Genomic DNA, 16,659 nt, shown 5'->3' with positions numbered 1-16,659 from the left:
GAGGTCGCTCTCCACCATCCCGCTCAGCACCTCGGCAGGGAGCGCATGGCTTTGTCGGTCTATGGATCAGCCGCGTGCGGCTACACCCCAAGCGCCCTCTTGGAGCTCTCCGCCCAGAATCTCCACCGAGGTCTCCGCATCGGGGGACACGGTCACCAGCCCCCATCCGGTCCCCGCGACGAACGGGAACCTTCCCGGCCGGCCGGCGGTGATCTCCCCGGTCGCGGGATCGCGGTGGAACCCCGTGTAGGCGTCGAGCAGCGACCATCCGGCCATCGCGCGCACGTAGTGATCCCCGCACTCGATCTCGTTGAACGGGTTCCGCCGGGTCCCGTCGTAGCGTTCCCGCAGCCCGTCGAGGATCCGGAACGCCTCGTCCGTCAGGCCTTCGTACAGGCAACCGGCCGCGACCTGGTATTCCACGCCCGTCCAGACCTCGTCGCAGTAACGCAGCGGAACGGCGGGCCGCCCGCCGTGCGGCCAGGTGCAGACCACCAGACCCGTCTCGGACCCGTCGGCGAACTCGCGGAAGCCGTGCGGCTCGAACCCGGTGCGCAGGTTGTACCGAACGATCGATTTCAGCGCGGTCCTGACCCGGTCGGCGGGCAGGATGTGGCCGAGGTCGAGCTGGTGGGCCCACCACTGGCCGAGAAGCTGGTCCGACAGGCACCCCTGGCCGAAGTCGTGCTCCTCGCCGGTGTCGGGCTGGCCGTAGTACTCGCCGGTCCAGAGCAGCTCGTCATACCCGTCGCGCCCCAGCGCGAACAGCCGCGCGAACCCCGCGGCCTCCTCCGGTTCGACGAGCCGCGCCATCTCCTCCATCGCCCGCAGCGCCGCCAGCCACAGCCCGCCGACGAACATGTTCGGTCCGTGCAGGCTGATGTCGTAGGTGCAGGGCTGGTCGCCGCGCAGAATGCCGGTTCCGTCCGGATCCCAGGTGCGGGTGATGTGCTCCATCAACCGCCGCAGCGAAGGCCACTGGTCGCGGAGCCAGTCCAGCCCCGATCCGTCCAGAACCGTCCTGTACGTCTTGAGCACCGCCCCCAGCATCCCGTCCAACGCCGGCCGGACAGGACCTCCGATGGCGACGTCGTGATATTGCGGCAGATAGAGCGGCAGCGCGACCCGATGCGGAATCGACCCGTCGGGAGCCTGGACGGCGAACTCGGTCTCCCGCATGTCCCGCCCGAGCGCCGGAAACAGCCGCGCCAGCGCCTGCTCGTAGTTGAAGACGTGGTTGCAGTTCAACGGGCACGACCCGCCCACGTCCCCGTTCCAGTTCCGGGTCGAGGCCCCGAGCGCACCCTCGAACCCGTAGGCCCGCCCGTCGGCGGTCCGGAACAGCGAGGGCGACCTGATGAGCGTCCCCTGAGCCGAGATCACGTCTTTCAGCTGCTCAGGAAGGTCACTGTCCGCCACCGCCGAAGCCCAGTCACGGGACGCCGAATCAAGGCGATCACGGTCGGCCAGATAGGCATCGAGCACGTCGACCGCGCCTCCGAACCGGGTCGCGTAGTGGTTGCCCACCCAGAATCGGCTCCCGGCATACGAAGGAGTCGGCCCGAACCGGTCGAAGTCGGCGAACCGGTTGGGGAACCACCAGGCGTGCACGATGTCGATCGTCTTCGTCTCGCCCGGAGCCAGCGCGAAGGCGGCGGCCAGCCCGGCGTCCCAGGTGAACCCGGCCGGGCTCGGCCCGGCGGGTGCCCTCATCGGCGAAGCCCCGTCTGCCAGCGCCGCCCTGAGCGCGGCGTCGGAGAAGTCCCCAAGCTGTACCGGCGTCACCAGTTTCACGGTCTCCGCGAAACGCAGCAGCGCGTCCGCGCTGACCCCCCGGGGGAACGCGAGGGCGGGGGCGTCTGTCCAGAGCAGCATCTCGCCGTAACCCTCGTCGGTCTCCCGGAGCGAGGGGTTGTCCATCAGCACACCGGTCTGCCCGGGCCTCCTGAGCAGGCGGTTCACGTTCCCGCCGTAACCGGCGCCCCGGGTCCCGTCGATGGGGGTCACTCCGTCCCATCCCACCCCGTTCTGCAGCGTGCCGAGCAGGAACCCGTGCCGGAACTCGGCACTCGTGTTCGTCAACGTGAACCGATAGCGCACCAGCGGCAGCGAACTCGCGTCGGCGTCAAGCGGCACGAAAGGCGTGAACCCTGACAACGACACCGCCACCGGAAGCGCGGAGTCCAGGTAGGTGACCTCTGCGAAGGGGTAGGCAGCCTGGAACTCGGTGGCTTCCACGGTCGGCCAGGAAGGAAGTCTCCCCAGGTCGGGCACCTCGGCGTCGGACACGTTGGGCGCTGGATCGGAGGAGGGCGGTACCGGGTCACTCCGCAGCAGCCGCACCACGTCGTCCGGTGGCTCGGTCGACGACACCCGCAGGGCGAAGAAGCTGTCGGGCAGGAACCCGCGATGGTTCGGCACCCCGCCGAGCTGCCACTGCCGCAGCGCCCCATCACCGGCCAGCGCCACATGTCCGGTGCCGAAGCCGCCGAGAGGGAACGCGACCGCGCGCCGGGCCTCCCCGGAGTACCGCTTCACGGCCCCCGCCTTTCCATCTGTCATGAAATCGATTTCAGGCACGCTAGACGAGCTCATCAGGGGTGTCAAGCGCAGGTATGGTGTGGCGCTATGGCGACGATTTACGAGGTTGCGGCGCTCGCCGGGGTCTCTCCCGCGACGGTTTCGCGGGTTTTCAACGGCAACACCGTCTCCGAGGAGAAGCAGCGCCTCGTCCGTGACGCCGCCCAGAAGCTGGGTTTCACCCCCAACAAGACCGCCCGCCGGTTGCGCAAGCAGAGTTCCGAGGTCATCTGCCTGCTCGTACCCGACATCGAGAACCCGTTCTTCACCGCTCTGGCGCGCGGCGTCGAAGACCGCGCCCAGGAGTCGGGCTTCTCCGTCGTGCTCTGCAACACCGACGACGACCCGGCCAAAGAGCTGCGCTACCTGCAGATCGCCGCCTCCGAGCACATGGCCGGAGTGATCCTCTCGCCGGCCTCCGACGAGGTCGACCTGGGCGCCATCGCCTCCCTGGGCAGGCCCGTCGTGGCCGTCGACCGCACCACGCCCTACCCGGTCGACGCCGTCAAGATCGACAACCGCGCGGCCGGCATCGCGGCCACAACAGCCCTGGTCGAGGCGGGTTTCCGCCGAATCGCCTGCATCGCAGGACCGGCCGGGATCGAGGAAACCGAAGATCGTTACCTCGGCTGGAAGCAGGTCGTCAGCGCCCGCAAGACCATGGTCCGCGACGGCTACCTGCAGCACGCCGACTTCCGCGTCGACGGCGGCCGCGCCGCCATGAACGCGCTGCTCAACCTGGTCCAGCCGCCCGACGCCGTGGTCACCACCAACAACCTGATGGCCATCGGCGCACTCCAGGCCCTCCACGAGGCCGGCATCGACCCCGAGGACTTCGGCGTCGCCGTGCTCGGCGAGCTGCCCTACCTGCTGCCGCCGCCGGTCAGCGTGGTGCAGGTCCGGCTCCCGGCCCGCCACCTCGGCCGCACCGCGGCAACCATGCTGCTGGAACGCATCGGCGGCGACACCCAGCCGCTGCGCACGGTCGTGCTGCGGGCGGAGATCGCCCGCCCGCCGTTAACTCTGTAATCGATACCATCCCGTTACTTGCCTGATCAGGGGCTTCATGATGTACGTTTCGCGGAGTGCTTGACGAAATCGATTTCTTGCACTTTCATGTGGCCCACGCCACACCTGCCGGATGAGAGCGAAACGCGGACGGCCGCAGCCGGCCGTGGCTCGCGCTTGGAATCTCCCAAGGACACGAGACACGGAAGGCCACAGGCCGGCTGAGCCTCGCGCTGCGAATCTGCCCCATGGACACGAGACGCGGACAGCCGGAGGGCGGCTGTGGCTCGCGCTGTGAATCTGCCCCGAAGAAGAAGGACGCAGGCCTATGAACATCCCCCGCCGCAAGGTCGCGCTGGCCTGCGCGACCGCCGCCCTGGCGGCGACGTCCCTTGCGGGTTGCGGAAGCGACTCGGAAACGACGTCGACCGGTGCGAAAGCCCTGGAAATCGTCTACTGGAACTACGGCCCCGCCGCGGAGAGCGGCAACAAGGCCACCGCGGACGCCTTCACGAAGGCCCACCCCGACACCAAGGTCACCCTCACCCCCGTCACCGGGGAGAACTGGGGCACCTACTACGCGAACGTCGCCACGCTGATCGCCTCGGGCAAGAAACCCGACCTGATGGTGATCTCCGGTGAGGGCGCCCAGTTCGTCCACAGCAACAATCTCGTGAAACCGATCAACGAATACCTGGAGAAGGACGCCGGCGCGAAGGCCATCACCGACGACATCGCCCAGGGCCTCATCGACGGTTTCACCGTCAAGGGCGACGTCGTGACGTTGAGCTACGGCTGGAACGACATGGTCGTCTACTACAACACCGACGTCTTCAAGAAGGCCGGCGTCGAACCCCCGAAGGCCGACTGGACCTGGGACGACTTCAAGGCCGTGGCCAAGAAGCTGAGCGTCGACACCAACGGCGACGGCACCAACGACCAATACGGCTTCACCTGGGCCAGCAACGAGATCTTCCCCGGCATCATGCCGTGGGTGGCCAACGCCGGTGGCAACCTGACCAGCGACGACGTCTGCCAGGCCACCGCCGACTCACCGCAGGTCAACAAGGCCGTGACGTTCCTCAACGACCTGATCAAGGAGGGCGTGGCCCCGGCCCCGATGCCGATGAGCGACGTCTTCACCCGCTTCCAGAACGGCCAGATCGCCATGTTCGGCGCGGGCCGGTGGCCGATCGCCACGTTCCTGCCCGCCGGGTTCAAGAGCTTCGACATCCAGCTCTACCCGAAGGGCGACACGTACAAGACGGTCTTCGGCGGCGCTGGCTATCCGATCCTGAAGTCGTCCCAGAACCCCGACCTGGCCTGGGAATACCAGAAGTTCACGGTCAGCGACGAGATCGAGAAGGGCTACGTCGGCACCCCCGACAAGCCCGGCGACTCGATCCCGTCCCGCCGCTCGGTGGCGCACACGATCTCCCAGGTCGGCGTGCCGCCCGCCAACAGCGACCTCTACTACGACAGCATCGACAAATACCCGACCCTCGTGCCCTACCCGGCCCCGGCCAAGTACAGCACGTTCGAGTCGACCGTCCTGCGCCACCTGCAGCAGATCTTCGCCGGCGAGACCCCCGTGGCCGACGGCCTGACAGCCCTGCAGGGCGAACTGACGGGCATCGTCACCTGCTGAGCGACCGGGTCCGGCCCCTGAACCCGGACCCGGTTCCCCTCCTCAAGGCGGACCATTTTGACCACCTCACATCACATAACGACCCGGCCCAGGCCTGGCCTCGTTTCCAACGCGCACCGAGCGACCGCCACAGATCGCATGGCGGTCTGGCCGGGGTCCGGCTTCGCTCTCAAGACGGGCCCGTTGACCGCGATTGATCGTGCTACGACTGGGCCTCGGTTGGGCTTCGCTTCCGATGCAGGCGCTGCGACCGTGACCGATTGCGCGGCGGCCTGGCCTGGGTTCGGTCTCGATTCCAACGCGGGCACTGCGACTGTCACCGATTGCGCGGCGGCCTGGCCTGGGTTCGGTCTCGTTCCCAAAGCGGACCCGGTGACAGCCACCTGTCGTGCAGGAGCTTGGCCTGGGTTCGGCTCCGTCGCCAAGACGGGCTCGGCGACCGCGAGTGATCGCGGGGCGGGCCGGCCCAGGCTCGGCGTCACTTCCACGCCGGGCCGAGTGACTGCCGTCGAGCGTGCAGTGGCCTGGCCCCAGTCGGACTTCGCCATCAAAGCGGGCCCCGTGGCCGCCACCCATCACGCAGCGGCCTGGCCTCGGTTCCGGTTTCCTTTCAAGGCGGACCATTGACCACCACCAAACAAGCAGCGACCCGGCCCCGGGGAGACGGGGTCGCGGCGCTGGCCTTCCTCACCCCGTCCATCCTCACGTTCCTGGTGTTCGTGCTGGCCCCGACGGTCGGCGTGCTGATCCTCAGTTTCTTCGACTGGAACCTGCTCAGCGACGGCACCTTCGCCGGTCTGGACAATTTCCGGCGACTGTTCACCGACGAGCGCCTCCTCGGCGTCTACGGCTCGACGACCTACATGGCCCTGGTCATCCTGGCCGTGAACGTCGTGCTCGGCCTCCTGCTCGCGGTGCTGCTGGAGACCCGGATGCCGCGCTGGCTCCGGGCGTTCTTCCGGCTGTCGTTCCTGTTCCCGTTCGTCGTGTCGGCCTCGGCCGTGGCGCTGATTTGGCGGTTCCTGCTCAACAAGGACCTTGGCCTGGTCAACTACCTGCTCGGCCTGACCGGCCTCGACCGCATCGACTGGCTCGGCAGCTCCACCTGGGCGCCGCTCTCAGTGATCATGGTCAACTCGTGGAAGACGATCGGCTTCTCGATCCTCGTCTACATCGCCGGTCTGCAATCGATCCCGAAGCAGCTCAAGGAAGCCGCGATCGTCGACGGCGCGGGCGCCTGGACCCGGTTCTGGCGCATCACGTTCCCGCTTCTCTCCCCGACCATCTTCTTCCTCGTCGTGATCAACACCATCAACTCCTTCCAGATCTTCGCCGAACCCCGGGTACTCACCCAGGGCGGCCCCGGCGACTCCAGCCGCACGATCGTCGAATACCTCTACGACCGCGCCTTCGGCGACTTCGACCTGGGCTACGCCTCCGCGATCGGCATCACGTTCGCACTGGTCCTGGTCGTGCTGACCGCCATCCAGTTCTGGTTCTCGCGCAGATGGACGCACTATCAGTGACCCCTTCCCCACGGATGAACGTGGAGGATCCCAGCCTGGATCTTCCCGTTTCCCCGGCAACCGCCCCCGAGCCGAACCCAGGCCGGCCTCTACGGGCACCGAACCCCGTCGGCCTGGTCGACCCGATAGCCCGGCCATTGCCCCGAAGTGCCGCCGCTCCCGCGATGAACCCAGGTCGGGCGTCCCGTCACGGCGGCCTGGTCGATTCGACGGCTTGGTCATCGCCCCGAAGTGTCGAGGCTTCCGCGACGAACCCAAGTCGATGTGCTTCCAGGCCTCCACGGGCATCACATGCCGCCGCCTGGTCATCGTCGGACAGCGCCGCAGGTGCCCGCTCCGACCGGCGCCCGGTCACCGGGAACCGTCAGCGAAAGGAGGACGGATGAGTAGTCGACTGACCATCGGCCATGTCGCCGCGCGCATCCTGACCTTCGTGATCCTCGTGGTCGCGGCGGTCGCCATCACCGCGCCGTTCCTGTGGATCTTCCGGGGTGCCTTCTCGGGTTCCGACGCCGAGCTCTACCGCCTGCCGCCGACCTTCCACGCGGAGAACCTGACGCTGGACAATTTCGGCAAGGTGGCCGAGCAGGTGCCGTACTTCCGGTTCTTCCTGAACTCGGTCATCGTCTCGGGAACCGTGACGATCGCCCAGCTCATCACGTGTTCTACTGCCGCGTACGCGTTCGCGCGGCTGCAGTTCCGAGGCAAGGGCGCGCTGTTCGCCGTGGTGATCGGGTCGCTGATGATCCCGATCCAGGTGACGATCGTGCCGCTGTTCCTTGTCATGTCGAAGATCGGGATGACCAACTCGCTGTGGGCGCTGATCTTCCCGGGGATCTTCTCCGCCTTCGGGATCTTCCTGCTCAGACAGCACTTCATGGCTCTCCCGTACGAACTGGAAGAGGCCGCCAAGATCGACGGCGCCTCCCGGTTCCACACGTTCGCGCGCATCGTCCTGCCGCTGTCCGGACCGTCGATCGCGACGCTGGGCATCCTCTGTTTCACGTACTGGTGGAACGACCTGCTGCTCCCACTGGTGATGATCTCCGACACGGAGAAGCAGACACTGCCGGTGGGCCTGGTTCTGCTGGCCGGGCGCTTCTCCACCGGATCGCTGGGAACCATCGCGGCGGGGATCGCGATGGCGATCGTGCCCGTATTGATCGTTTTCATCGCGGCCCAGCGCTACATCGTCCAGTCGATCGCTTCGAGCGGATTGAAGCTCTGATGGCCACGCTCCTGAGACTGACCTTCGGGCCGGTCGCGTCGCGGAGGGCAGATGTTCCTGCGGATCCGCAGGATCGGCGTGCCGCCCGTCGTGTCAAGCGGCTCGAAGCCCAGGTGACCGCGTCTTCTGAGATCCGCGTTCCCGTCGGCCCGCAAGGACGGCATGCGCTCGAATGGTCCGAAGCTCTGACGGTCGCTTTCTTGAAACCGGTGTTTCCGGGATACGCGTCTAGGGGGCAGGGGTTCTGATGGTCGCCTTTCTGAAACCCGCGTTCCTGTTGTTCTGGCGTGAACTGCCTCGGGCGGTCGTCGCAGGGCTGTTCCTGCTTCTGTCCTGTGTGCCGCTCGTCGTTGGACATGTGGCCTCGGGGCCGGGATGGATGGTCGCTCTGGCCACCCTTCCTCCGTCGCTGGCCCTCACCTCGGTCGCCCGGTTCTGCGCGCTGGTCGCGCGAGGTGAGGGCCCACACCTGGCTGAGCTGCGAAGATTCGATCCGGTGCTCGCGCTGTTCATCGCCGGGTGCATGGTGCTGACCGGTTTCACCGTGGTCGCGGGCGCGCTGGCGATGATCGTTCTGCCGTACGCCCTCGCCTACGGCGCCCTCCGCGACAAGCCCGGCCTCGGCGCTCTGAGAGGTGGCGCCATCCTGGTGGCGTTCAAGCCGCTCTGGGCCCTCACGATCGTCGCCCTCTACTGGCTCGGCGGGTTCGCCGCGGCAGCGTCCACCGGCGTCCTCGCGGTGGTCATCGTGCCGTTGCTGCTGGTCGTCACGGCCACGCAGACGATCGGACTGCTCGACGAGATCGACACCCTCCAGAGCAGGACATGGCCGGCCCGAAGATGACGATCTACCAGGTGGCAGCCCATGCCGGGGTGTCGGCGGCCACCGTCAGCCGGGTCATCAACGGGGCCCGCGTCTCGGCCGAGACCGAACGAAAGGTCAAAGCGGCCATGGCCGAGCTGAACTTCACCCCCAGCCGGACCGCCCGCCGCCTGCGCGGCAGGTATTCCGAGGTCATCGCCCTGATCATCCCTGACGTGGAGAACCCGTTCTTCACCGCGCTGGCGCGTGGAGTGGAGAACCGGGCCCGCACCGGCGGCTACTCGGTCGTCCTGTGCAACACCGACGACGATCCGGAGCGCGAACAGACGTACATGGACATCGCTCTTGCCGAGCACATGGCCGGAGTGCTGATCGCGCCCGCCGACGGGGCCAGTGACGTGGGAAAACTCATCGCCCACGGCGTGCCGGTGGTGGCCGTCGACCGGAGCCTGAACCGGCCCGACGTGGACGCGGTCACCGTCGACAACCGCGCGGGCGGCTTCACGGCCGCCTCGGAGCTGTTCGCGGCGGGGTTCTCCCGCATCGCGTGCATCACCGGGCCGCGCACGGTCGACACGGCGGTCTCCCGCATGGAGGGCTGGCGTGCGGCCGGCGCCCGGCGCGGCGTGCCCAGTGACCGGTTGCTGCGCTACGCCGACTACCGCGTCGACGGTGGCCGCGCCGCGATGCGTGACCTGCTGTCGCTGCACGAACCCCCCGACGCCGTGGTGGTCGCCAACAACCTGATGGCCGCCGGTGCCCTCGATGTCCTGTACGAACGCGGCCTGACCCCGCCCCGATTCGGTCTGGCCGTTTTCGGTGATCTTCCCTACGCGTCGTTCGAACGCCAGGGCGTGCGGGTCGTCGACCTGCCCGCCCGCAACCTCGGCGAGGCGGCGGCGGCCCTGCTGCTGACCCGCATCGCCGGCGACGACGGCCCCGCGCGCACGGTCATCCTGCGCGACACGAACACCCGGGAGAGGCTATGACGTTGTTCTTCGGTGTCGACATCGGCACCTCGTCGACCAAAGGCGTGCTGGTCGACGGCTCGGGAACGGTCCTTGTCTCATCTGTACGAGAACACCGCGTCGCCCGCCCGCACCCCGGCCACGTGGAGATGGACGGCGAGATCTGGTGGGCCGAATTCGTCTCCCTGGCCGAGGAGCTGACGTCCGGGCGGGAGATCACGGCGGTCGGCGTGAGCGGCATGGGACCGTGCGCCCTGCTGACCGACGAAGACGGCACTCCGCTCCGTCCCGCGATCCTCTACGGCGTCGACACCCGCGCCTCAGCGGAGATCGCCGAGCTCGACGAACTCCTGGGCGGCCCTGACGCGATCTTGGAGCGCTGCGGCTCGGTGCTGTCGTCCCAGGCCGTCGGCCCGAAACTGCGCTGGGTCGCCGCGCACGAACCGGAGACCTGGGCGCGTGCCCGCCGCCTGTTCATGCCGGCGTCGTGGCTCCTCTACCGCCTGACCGGCGAATACGCCCTCGACCACCACTCGGCCAGCCAGTGCACGCCGATGTTCGACGGAACCGGCTGGGACCCGTCATGGGCGCCCCTGGTGGCTCCCGGCCTGGACCTGCCGCGACTGCGCTGGTCGGACGAGATCGCCGGCTCGGTGAAATCGAATCTGGCGGGCATTTCCGCCGGAACCCCCGTCATCACCGGCTCGATCGACGCCTGGACCGAGGCGGTCAGCGTGGACGCCTGCAACCCCGGCGACCTCATGCTCATGTACGGCACCACGATGTTCCTCATCGCCACGGTCGATGCACCATTGCGTACACGATCGATGTGGGGCACGGTCGGCGCCTACGCCGGCTCCCACAACCTGGCCGGCGGAATGGCGACATCGGGCGCGATCACCTCCTGGGTGCGCGACCTGACCGGCGCCAGCTATCCGGAGCTGCTGACCGAGGCCGAAGCCTCGGGCCCCGGCGCCCACGGCCTGCTGATGCTGCCGTATTTCGCCGGGGAACGTACACCCATCCAAGATCCTGACGCCCGGGGAATCATCGCAGGTCTGACCCTCAGCCACACCCGGGGCGACCTCTACCGGGCCGCTTTGGAAGCGACCGCGCTCGGTGTCCGGCACAACGTGGAAGCGCTACGGGAGACCGGCGCCGAGGTGTCGCGGGTGATCGCGGTCGGCGGCGGTGTGCGGGGCGGTCTGTGGACCCAGATCGTCAGCGACGTCACCGGCCTGCCCCAGGTCATCCCCACCGTCACCATCGGCGCCTCCTACGGCGCCGCCTATCTGGCGGCCCGTGCGACGAGCGGCGCCGCCATCACCGACTGGAATCCACCGGCCGCCATCGTCACCCCTGTGCCGGACCCGGCCTACGACGAGCTTTACACCCTCTACCGCGACCTCTATCCCGCCACCCGCGACCTGTCCCACGCCCTCGCGGCCCGGGAACGCCGCCTTTCCTCCGGAGGAGCACCCTGATGTACACCTTCCCCCCTGCCACCGAACGCCCATCCGCGCCGCCGAAGACCGCCTACCTGATCGCCAGCGGCGACCTGCGCCTGTCGGCCAACCTGGCGGGATGGCCGACCCAGGTCCAGATGGAAGCCGACGTGACCGCCGCTTTCGCCGAACTCGGCTGGACGGTCGTGCGCGCCAACGAGGTTTCTGAGACCACGGGCCACGGTTTCATCTCCAGCCAGCGGATGGGCCTGGAGGTCTTCAAAACCATCCCTCCGGACGCCCCACTGATCGTCGCCGAGGCCGTGTGGCAGTACAGCCACCATGTGCTGGCCGGGCTCCGCACCCACCGCGGCCCGATCCTGACGCTCGCCAACTTCGAGGGGACGTGGCCCGGACTGGTCGGCCTGCTGGGCCTGAACTCCGGCATGACGAAGATGGGCGTGGCCTACTCGACGATCTGGAGTGTCGACTTCCAGGACGACTGGTTCAAGGCCGGTCTCCGCAGCTGGGTCGATACCGGGACGATCCCGCACGACGCGTCCCACGTGCACGACCTGCCGGAACTGGCGAAGAGCGCGGAACGCGACCTCGGCGTCGCCCTGGCCGGCCAGCTCCTTGACGACAAGGCGATCATCGGCGTCTTCGACGAGGGCTGCATGGGCATGTACAACGCCATCATCGACGACGAACTGCTGAACCCGATCGGCATCTACAAGGAACGTCTGTCGCAGAGCGCGTTGTGGGCCGAGATGCTCCGTACGACAGATGAAGAAGCCGACGCAGTCGGCGCCTGGCTCCTGTCGCAGGGCATGACCTTCAAACTGGGCACCGACGAGGCGACCGAGCTGACCGAGGTGCAGCTCAGGTGGCAGTACAAGATGTACATCGCCGCACTGCGCATCAGCGACGACTACGGCCTGGACGCCGTCGGCATCCAATACCAGCAGGGCCTCAAAGACCTCTCACCCGCCTCTGACCTGGCCGAAGGCCTGCTGAACAACGCCTCGCGCCCGCCGGTCACCTCCCGCGACGGTTCCCGCGTCCTCTGGGACGGTGTCCCGCTCCCGCACTTCAACGAGGCCGACGAGGGCGTCGCCGTCGACGCTCTGATCACCAACCGCATCTGGACCGCGATGGGCCTCGACCCCGCGACGACCCTGCACGATGTGCGCTGGGGCGAGGAGTACGACGGCCAGTTCGTCTGGGTCTTCGAGATCTCGGGCTCGGTCCCGCCGTCGCACTTCGAGAACGGCTACGCGGATGCCGAGGGCTGGCGGCAGGATCCCGTCTACTTCCCACTGGGCGGGTCGACCATCAAGGGCGTCTGCAAGCCGGGCGAGATCGTGTGGAGCAGGGTGTTTCTGCAGGGCGGCTCGCTGCATGTCGACCTGGGGCGAGCCTCCGCCGTCTCCCTGCCTGCCGAGGAGACCGAACGGCGCTCGCTGGCGACGACACCGGCGTGGCCGATCATGCACGCGGTGTTCCACGGCGTGAGCCGCGACCAGTTCATGGCCCGGCACAAGGCGAACCACCTGAACGTGGCCTACGCGCCTGACGCGGAGACGGCGGACAAGGCGTTGGTAGCGAAGGCGGCACTGTTCAACGAACTCGGAGTAAAGGTGCACATCTGCGGCGAGGCGAACCTCAGCTGAGACCTGACCGGCGCGGGAGGCCCTGTCGGACCCCGGTCAGGGCCTTCTCCGCATCTAGCGGAGATCAGCTGCTGCGCTGCAGGAAGGCGGCGAGCATGTCCCGAATCTCCGTCTGCCCAGCTTGCAGCTTGTCCTGCCCAGCCTTGAGACCGTCGATGTCGCTGCGCATAGTGTCGATGTCGCCGCGCATGGCGTTGAGGACGTTCTCTATCCGGACTTGCCCCAGGCACATGTTCGCGACATCGGTTCTGATCTCGGTGATGTCGATCTTCATCACCGACACGTCGCTCTGGAGGACGGTGATGCGTTCGTCCACCCCTTGGACGTCCTCGCGGAGTCGCCTGACGTTCAGGCGGGTCTCCTTGACGCTGTCGCGAATCACGCCCATGTCGTCGCGGATGTCTGGGATGTTCAACTCCGCCCAGTTCATGCGCTCTTCGATGGGACGCTCAGACATGCTGCTCATAGTAGTGACCGACTCCTCTTGAGGTCTGTGCCCGTCCACAAGTGATCTGCGCTTTCGCGTCATGCGTCCAGGCGACGGACGATGTCGGCCAGCAGGTCCCGGACCTCGGCCTGGCCGGTTCTGAGGTGGGTCAGGTGGTCGCGGACGATGTCCATGCCACCCCGGATCACGGGCAGATCGTTCTCGCGCAGAACGCGCACCGTCAGGCGCACGGTGTCCACGTTGCGCTCCATCTCCACCTGCGCGGTCCGGAGGATGCCGATGTCGTCCCTGATCCCGGTCGCGCAGTTCGCGCAACGGTCGTTTTCCAGGGCGGAAGCCTGTTGCTCGGTGCCTGTCATGCCGGAGACAATATCTCATCATCGTCTGTATAGGTCCTGTACTTGTCTATATCCGCGCTGAGAGATCACCCGGCGAATGTGGAGTTCTGCACACAACGGAACTGCCTGGACAGAAGCCCCCGTACTGGTTCGCGAATCACTCCTACAGAGAGACAAAGGAACTGAGATGCGTACCTTCATCACCCGGGTGTCCACCCTCGCCCTGGCCGCCACCGCCCTGGCCACCGCCTTCGCCGGCACCGGCCACGCCGCCACCGCGGGCACCGTCGAGCTGAAGAACGGCAAGATCACCTACACGGCCGGCACGCAGAGCGTCAACAGCGCCTCGATCACCCTGTTCAACGGCCAGATCGCCGTCTTCGACACCGTCAACCTGACCCCGAAGGGCGGCTGCGTGAAGCTGTCGCCGCGCGCGGTCACCTGTGGCACCGCCGCGACGGAGTTCGTGGCCGACCTGGGCGACCTGAACGACTCCTTCAGCGTCGGGGTCCCGATCAAGGGCACCGTCAACGGCGGCGCGGGCAACGACAGCCTGATCGGCGGCAGCAAGGCCGCCCAGGGCCACAACGTCACCTGGATCGGCGGCGTCGGCACCGACACGATCAGCTACAAGAGCAGCGATCGCCCCGTCCGGGTCAGCCTCGACAACAACACGAACGACGGGCGCGACGTCGACAACGACAACGTCCGCGACGACGTCGAGAACATCGTCGGCTCCACCCTCGGCGGTGACTTCCTGACCGGTGCGAACTTCGCCGACAACCGCATCGACGACGGCGGCGGCGCCGGCGACAAGCTGTTCGGCCTGGGCGGCGACGACGAGCTCTTCGCCAAGGACCTGGCCAAGGACACCGACCTCGACTGCGGCAAGGGCGACGACTCGATCGTTCTCGACAAGGAGGGCATCGACGCGGCGCCGATCTCCTGCGAGGACGTCCAGCGCTTCTAGGCTGAGATCACGGCGCTCCGCCCGTCCGGGCGGGGCGCCGTTCCCCTGTGCTTGGCTGGAGATATCCGCGAGCTTTGATTTGGCGTTCTGGTATGCGCCGGAAGGCGTCGATGCCACCCGAGCCCTCGAAATCTACAGAGGACTCTGCGAGGAGAGAACGGGTCTCGTGCCCGATTCTTCCGCTGTGGCTGCTTTCCATGCTGAAGTGGTGTCGCTTTATCCAGACCTGACCGAGGAGATGTCCGACGAGGAAATCGACGACTCCCCATGGATGGCAGCGCTCTACACCGGTCCGGGTTTTCGGCTGGCGGCCATCTCCTGGTCGAGGAGCGTCATGGTCGCGGCCAATCTGAGGTTCCTGGCCAACCGCCACGGGCTGATCTGTTATGACCCGCAAGCCGATATCGTCATCGCCCCTGCGAGGTGAGGCGGCCAACGGCCCCTGATCTTGACGAAGCACCGCCAGCGTAGTCGCAGGACCAGGCAAAGGGTTGCCCATCTCGCCTGGCTGAGCGCCGTGGTTTCGTCAACGTGATCCACGTCGGAGGGGGCAGGCCCCTCCCTCGTGAAGGGCGTCCGATGACCACCGAGATCAACGCCGACCTCACCGCCGCGGCAGCGGCCGCCGAGCACGCCTCCAGCCTCGGCACCGCCGCGGCACGCAACCTCGCGACCACCACCAAGTCGGTCCCGCAGATGCAGGGCATCTCGTCCCGCTGGCTGCTGAAGGTCCTGCCCTGGGTGGAGGTCGCCGGCGGCACGTACAGAGTCAACCGCCGCCTGAGCTACACGATCGGCGACGGCCGCATCCAGTGCATCAAGACGGGCGCCCGGGTCCAGGTCATCCCGCAGGAGCTGGGCGAGCTGCCCCTGCTCAAGGGCTACGCCGACGGGGAGGTCCTGGCCGCGCTCGCGGACCGGTTCGTCCAGACCGAATACGCCCCCGGCGACCTGATCGTCACCCCGGAACAGGAAGTCGACCGGTTCCACATCCTCGCCCACGGCAAGGTCGACCGGCTGGGAGCGGGCAAGTACGGCCACCCGGTGTCGCTGGGCGTCCTGTCCGACGGCGCCTACTTCGGTGAGCAGGCGCTCATCGACGAGCACGGCGTCTGGGAGTTCGGCTTCCGCGCCGTCACCCCCTGCGTCCTGCTGTCGCTGACGAAAGAGGCGTTCGCCGAGGTCGCGGCCCGGGCGACAGGCCTCAGAGCTCATCTGGACGCCAGGCTGCACGCCGAGACCCCCCACACCGACGCCGACGGCGAAGCCGCCATCGAGCTCTCCTCGGGTCATCAGGGCGAGCCCACCCTCCCGCACACCTACGTCGCCTACGAGACCCACCCGCGCGAGTACGAGCTCTCCGTCGCGCAAACGGTCCTCAGGGTCCATTCGAGGGTCGCGGACCTCTACAACGAGCCGATGAACCAGGTCGAGCAGCAGCTCCGCCTCACCGTCGAGGCGCTGCGCGAGCGCCAGGAACACGAGATCGTCAACAACCGCGACTTCGGTCTGCTGCACAACGCCGACCACGGCCACCGGATCTCCACCCGGTCCGGGCCGCCCACTCCGGACGACCTCGACGACCTGCTCGCCGTCGTCTGGAAGGAACCTACGGTCTTCCTGGCCCACCCGCACGCCATCGCCGCGTTCGGCCGCGAGTGCTCCAAGCTGGGCCTCTACCCCAGCACGGTCAACCTGCTGGGCCGCGAGATGCCGGCCTGGCGCGGGGTGCCGATCCTCACGTGCAACAAGATGCCGATCAGCGACACCGGCGTCTCGTCCATGATCCTGATGCGGACGGGCGAGGACAGCCAGGGCGTCGTCGGGCTGCACCAGACGGGTCTGCCGGACGAGTACGAGCCCGGCCTCAACGTGCGGTTCATGGGCGTCAACGAGCAGGCGATCATCTCCTACCTGGTCAGCGCCTACTACAGCGCCGCCGTGCTGGTGCCGGACGCGCTGGGTGTGCTGGAGAACGTCGAGCTCGGCCACCGGGACTAGCCG

Annotated in this window: 14 protein-coding genes; 11 read left to right on the top strand and 3 right to left on the bottom strand. The window is 67.5% G+C overall.

All coding sequences use genetic code 11. The features are described from left to right. Window positions 1-66: 66 nt before the first annotated feature. Window positions 67-2,562: a GH116 family glycosyl hydrolase gene (locus AW272_RS06430; protein WP_083958062.1), complete on the bottom strand. Its 2,496-nt coding sequence runs from the start codon at window positions 2,560-2,562 to the stop codon at window positions 67-69. Between the two features lie 66 nt (window positions 2,563-2,628). On the opposite strand from AW272_RS06430, the gene AW272_RS06425 reads away from it, so the two are divergent. From AW272_RS06425 to AW272_RS06390, 8 genes are all read left to right on the top strand, one after another. Further along, on the top strand, window positions 2,629-3,609 hold the full coding sequence (locus AW272_RS06425) for a LacI family DNA-binding transcriptional regulator (RefSeq protein ID WP_066361773.1): 981 nt from the start codon (window positions 2,629-2,631) through the stop codon (window positions 3,607-3,609). 307 nt (window positions 3,610-3,916) lie between these two features. Beyond that, a complete protein-coding gene (locus AW272_RS06420; protein ID WP_066361771.1) occupies window positions 3,917-5,236 on the top strand; it encodes an ABC transporter substrate-binding protein in 1,320 nt (439 codons plus the stop codon). Window positions 5,237-5,859: 623 nt separating this feature from the next. Then, window positions 5,860-6,762, top strand: coding sequence for a carbohydrate ABC transporter permease (locus AW272_RS06415; protein WP_083958061.1), 903 nt, complete (start codon window positions 5,860-5,862; stop codon window positions 6,760-6,762). A gap of 382 nt (window positions 6,763-7,144) precedes the next feature. Then, window positions 7,145-7,990: a carbohydrate ABC transporter permease gene (locus tag AW272_RS06410; RefSeq protein ID WP_066361768.1), complete on the top strand. Its 846-nt coding sequence runs from the start codon at window positions 7,145-7,147 to the stop codon at window positions 7,988-7,990. A 247-nt stretch (window positions 7,991-8,237) separates the two neighbouring features. Beyond that, window positions 8,238-8,834 (top strand): hypothetical protein, encoded by a 597-nt coding sequence (locus tag AW272_RS06405; RefSeq protein ID WP_066361766.1) that lies wholly within the window; start codon window positions 8,238-8,240, stop codon window positions 8,832-8,834. Continuing rightward, entirely contained in the window at window positions 8,816-9,802 is a 987-nt protein-coding gene (locus tag AW272_RS06400; protein ID WP_218010803.1) for a LacI family DNA-binding transcriptional regulator, read from the top strand. Before AW272_RS06405 ends, AW272_RS06400 begins: the two co-directional genes overlap by 19 nt. Next, window positions 9,799-11,265, top strand: coding sequence for an FGGY-family carbohydrate kinase (locus tag AW272_RS06395; protein WP_066361764.1), 1,467 nt, complete (start codon window positions 9,799-9,801; stop codon window positions 11,263-11,265). The genes AW272_RS06400 and AW272_RS06395 overlap by 4 nt, the downstream gene beginning before the upstream one ends. Continuing rightward, a complete protein-coding gene (locus tag AW272_RS06390; protein ID WP_066361762.1) occupies window positions 11,265-12,899 on the top strand; it encodes a fucose isomerase in 1,635 nt (544 codons plus the stop codon). Before AW272_RS06395 ends, AW272_RS06390 begins: the two co-directional genes overlap by 1 nt. A 64-nt stretch (window positions 12,900-12,963) precedes the next feature. Here the strand turns inward: AW272_RS06390 and AW272_RS06385 are convergent, their stop codons facing one another. Together AW272_RS06385 and AW272_RS06380 are read right to left on the bottom strand one after the other, a co-directional pair. Next, entirely contained in the window at window positions 12,964-13,356 is a 393-nt protein-coding gene (locus AW272_RS06385; protein ID WP_157518400.1) for a hypothetical protein, read from the bottom strand. Window positions 13,357-13,424: 68 nt separating this feature from the next. Next, window positions 13,425-13,706, bottom strand: a complete 282-nt coding sequence (locus AW272_RS06380) for a hypothetical protein (RefSeq protein ID WP_066361759.1) — start codon at window positions 13,704-13,706, stop codon at window positions 13,425-13,427. A gap of 166 nt (window positions 13,707-13,872) precedes the next feature. Here AW272_RS06380 and AW272_RS06375 point away from each other — a divergent pair, with 166 nt between their 5' ends. The 3 genes from AW272_RS06375 to AW272_RS06365 all read left to right on the top strand — a co-directional run bounded on the left by AW272_RS06375 (window position 13,873) and on the right by AW272_RS06365 (window position 16,656). Then, complete coding sequence (locus AW272_RS06375) at window positions 13,873-14,655, top strand: hypothetical protein (RefSeq protein ID WP_066361757.1); 783 nt, start codon at window positions 13,873-13,875, stop codon at window positions 14,653-14,655. 166 nt (window positions 14,656-14,821) lie between these two features. Further along, entirely contained in the window at window positions 14,822-15,082 is a 261-nt protein-coding gene (locus tag AW272_RS06370) for a hypothetical protein (RefSeq protein ID WP_157518398.1), read from the top strand. A gap of 152 nt (window positions 15,083-15,234) precedes the next feature. Next, window positions 15,235-16,656, top strand: coding sequence for a family 2B encapsulin nanocompartment shell protein (locus tag AW272_RS06365; RefSeq protein ID WP_066361754.1), 1,422 nt, complete (start codon window positions 15,235-15,237; stop codon window positions 16,654-16,656). The last annotated feature ends 3 nt before the right edge of the window (window positions 16,657-16,659 follow it).

Source organism: Herbidospora mongoliensis (assembly GCF_001570545.1).
Taxonomy (GTDB): Bacteria; Actinomycetota; Actinomycetes; order Streptosporangiales; family Streptosporangiaceae; genus Herbidospora; species Herbidospora mongoliensis.
The sequence above is the reverse complement of the archived record's forward strand: the minus strand, read 5'-3'. Positions and strand labels throughout refer to the sequence as shown.

What these genes read in the sequence shown, in the direction of transcription:
- AW272_RS06430 (WP_083958062.1), bottom strand. Translation starts at nt 2,562, where the DNA reads ATGACAGATGGAAAGGCGGGGGCCGTGAAGCGGTACTCCGGGGAGGCC.
- AW272_RS06425 (WP_066361773.1), top strand. Translation starts at nt 2,629, where the DNA reads ATGGCGACGATTTACGAGGTTGCGGCGCTCGCCGGGGTCTCTCCCGCG.
- AW272_RS06420 (WP_066361771.1), top strand. Translation starts at nt 3,917, where the DNA reads ATGAACATCCCCCGCCGCAAGGTCGCGCTGGCCTGCGCGACCGCCGCC.
- AW272_RS06410 (WP_066361768.1), top strand. Translation starts at nt 7,145, where the DNA reads ATGAGTAGTCGACTGACCATCGGCCATGTCGCCGCGCGCATCCTGACC.
- AW272_RS06405 (WP_066361766.1), top strand. Translation starts at nt 8,238, where the DNA reads ATGGTCGCCTTTCTGAAACCCGCGTTCCTGTTGTTCTGGCGTGAACTG.
- AW272_RS06400 (WP_218010803.1), top strand. Translation starts at nt 8,816, where the DNA reads ATGGCCGGCCCGAAGATGACGATCTACCAGGTGGCAGCCCATGCCGGG.
- AW272_RS06395 (WP_066361764.1), top strand. Translation starts at nt 9,799, where the DNA reads ATGACGTTGTTCTTCGGTGTCGACATCGGCACCTCGTCGACCAAAGGC.
- AW272_RS06390 (WP_066361762.1), top strand. Translation starts at nt 11,265, where the DNA reads ATGTACACCTTCCCCCCTGCCACCGAACGCCCATCCGCGCCGCCGAAG.
- AW272_RS06385 (WP_157518400.1), bottom strand. Translation starts at nt 13,356, where the DNA reads ATGTCTGAGCGTCCCATCGAAGAGCGCATGAACTGGGCGGAGTTGAAC.
- AW272_RS06380 (WP_066361759.1), bottom strand. Translation starts at nt 13,706, where the DNA reads ATGACAGGCACCGAGCAACAGGCTTCCGCCCTGGAAAACGACCGTTGC.
- AW272_RS06375 (WP_066361757.1), top strand. Translation starts at nt 13,873, where the DNA reads ATGCGTACCTTCATCACCCGGGTGTCCACCCTCGCCCTGGCCGCCACC.
- AW272_RS06365 (WP_066361754.1), top strand. Translation starts at nt 15,235, where the DNA reads ATGACCACCGAGATCAACGCCGACCTCACCGCCGCGGCAGCGGCCGCC.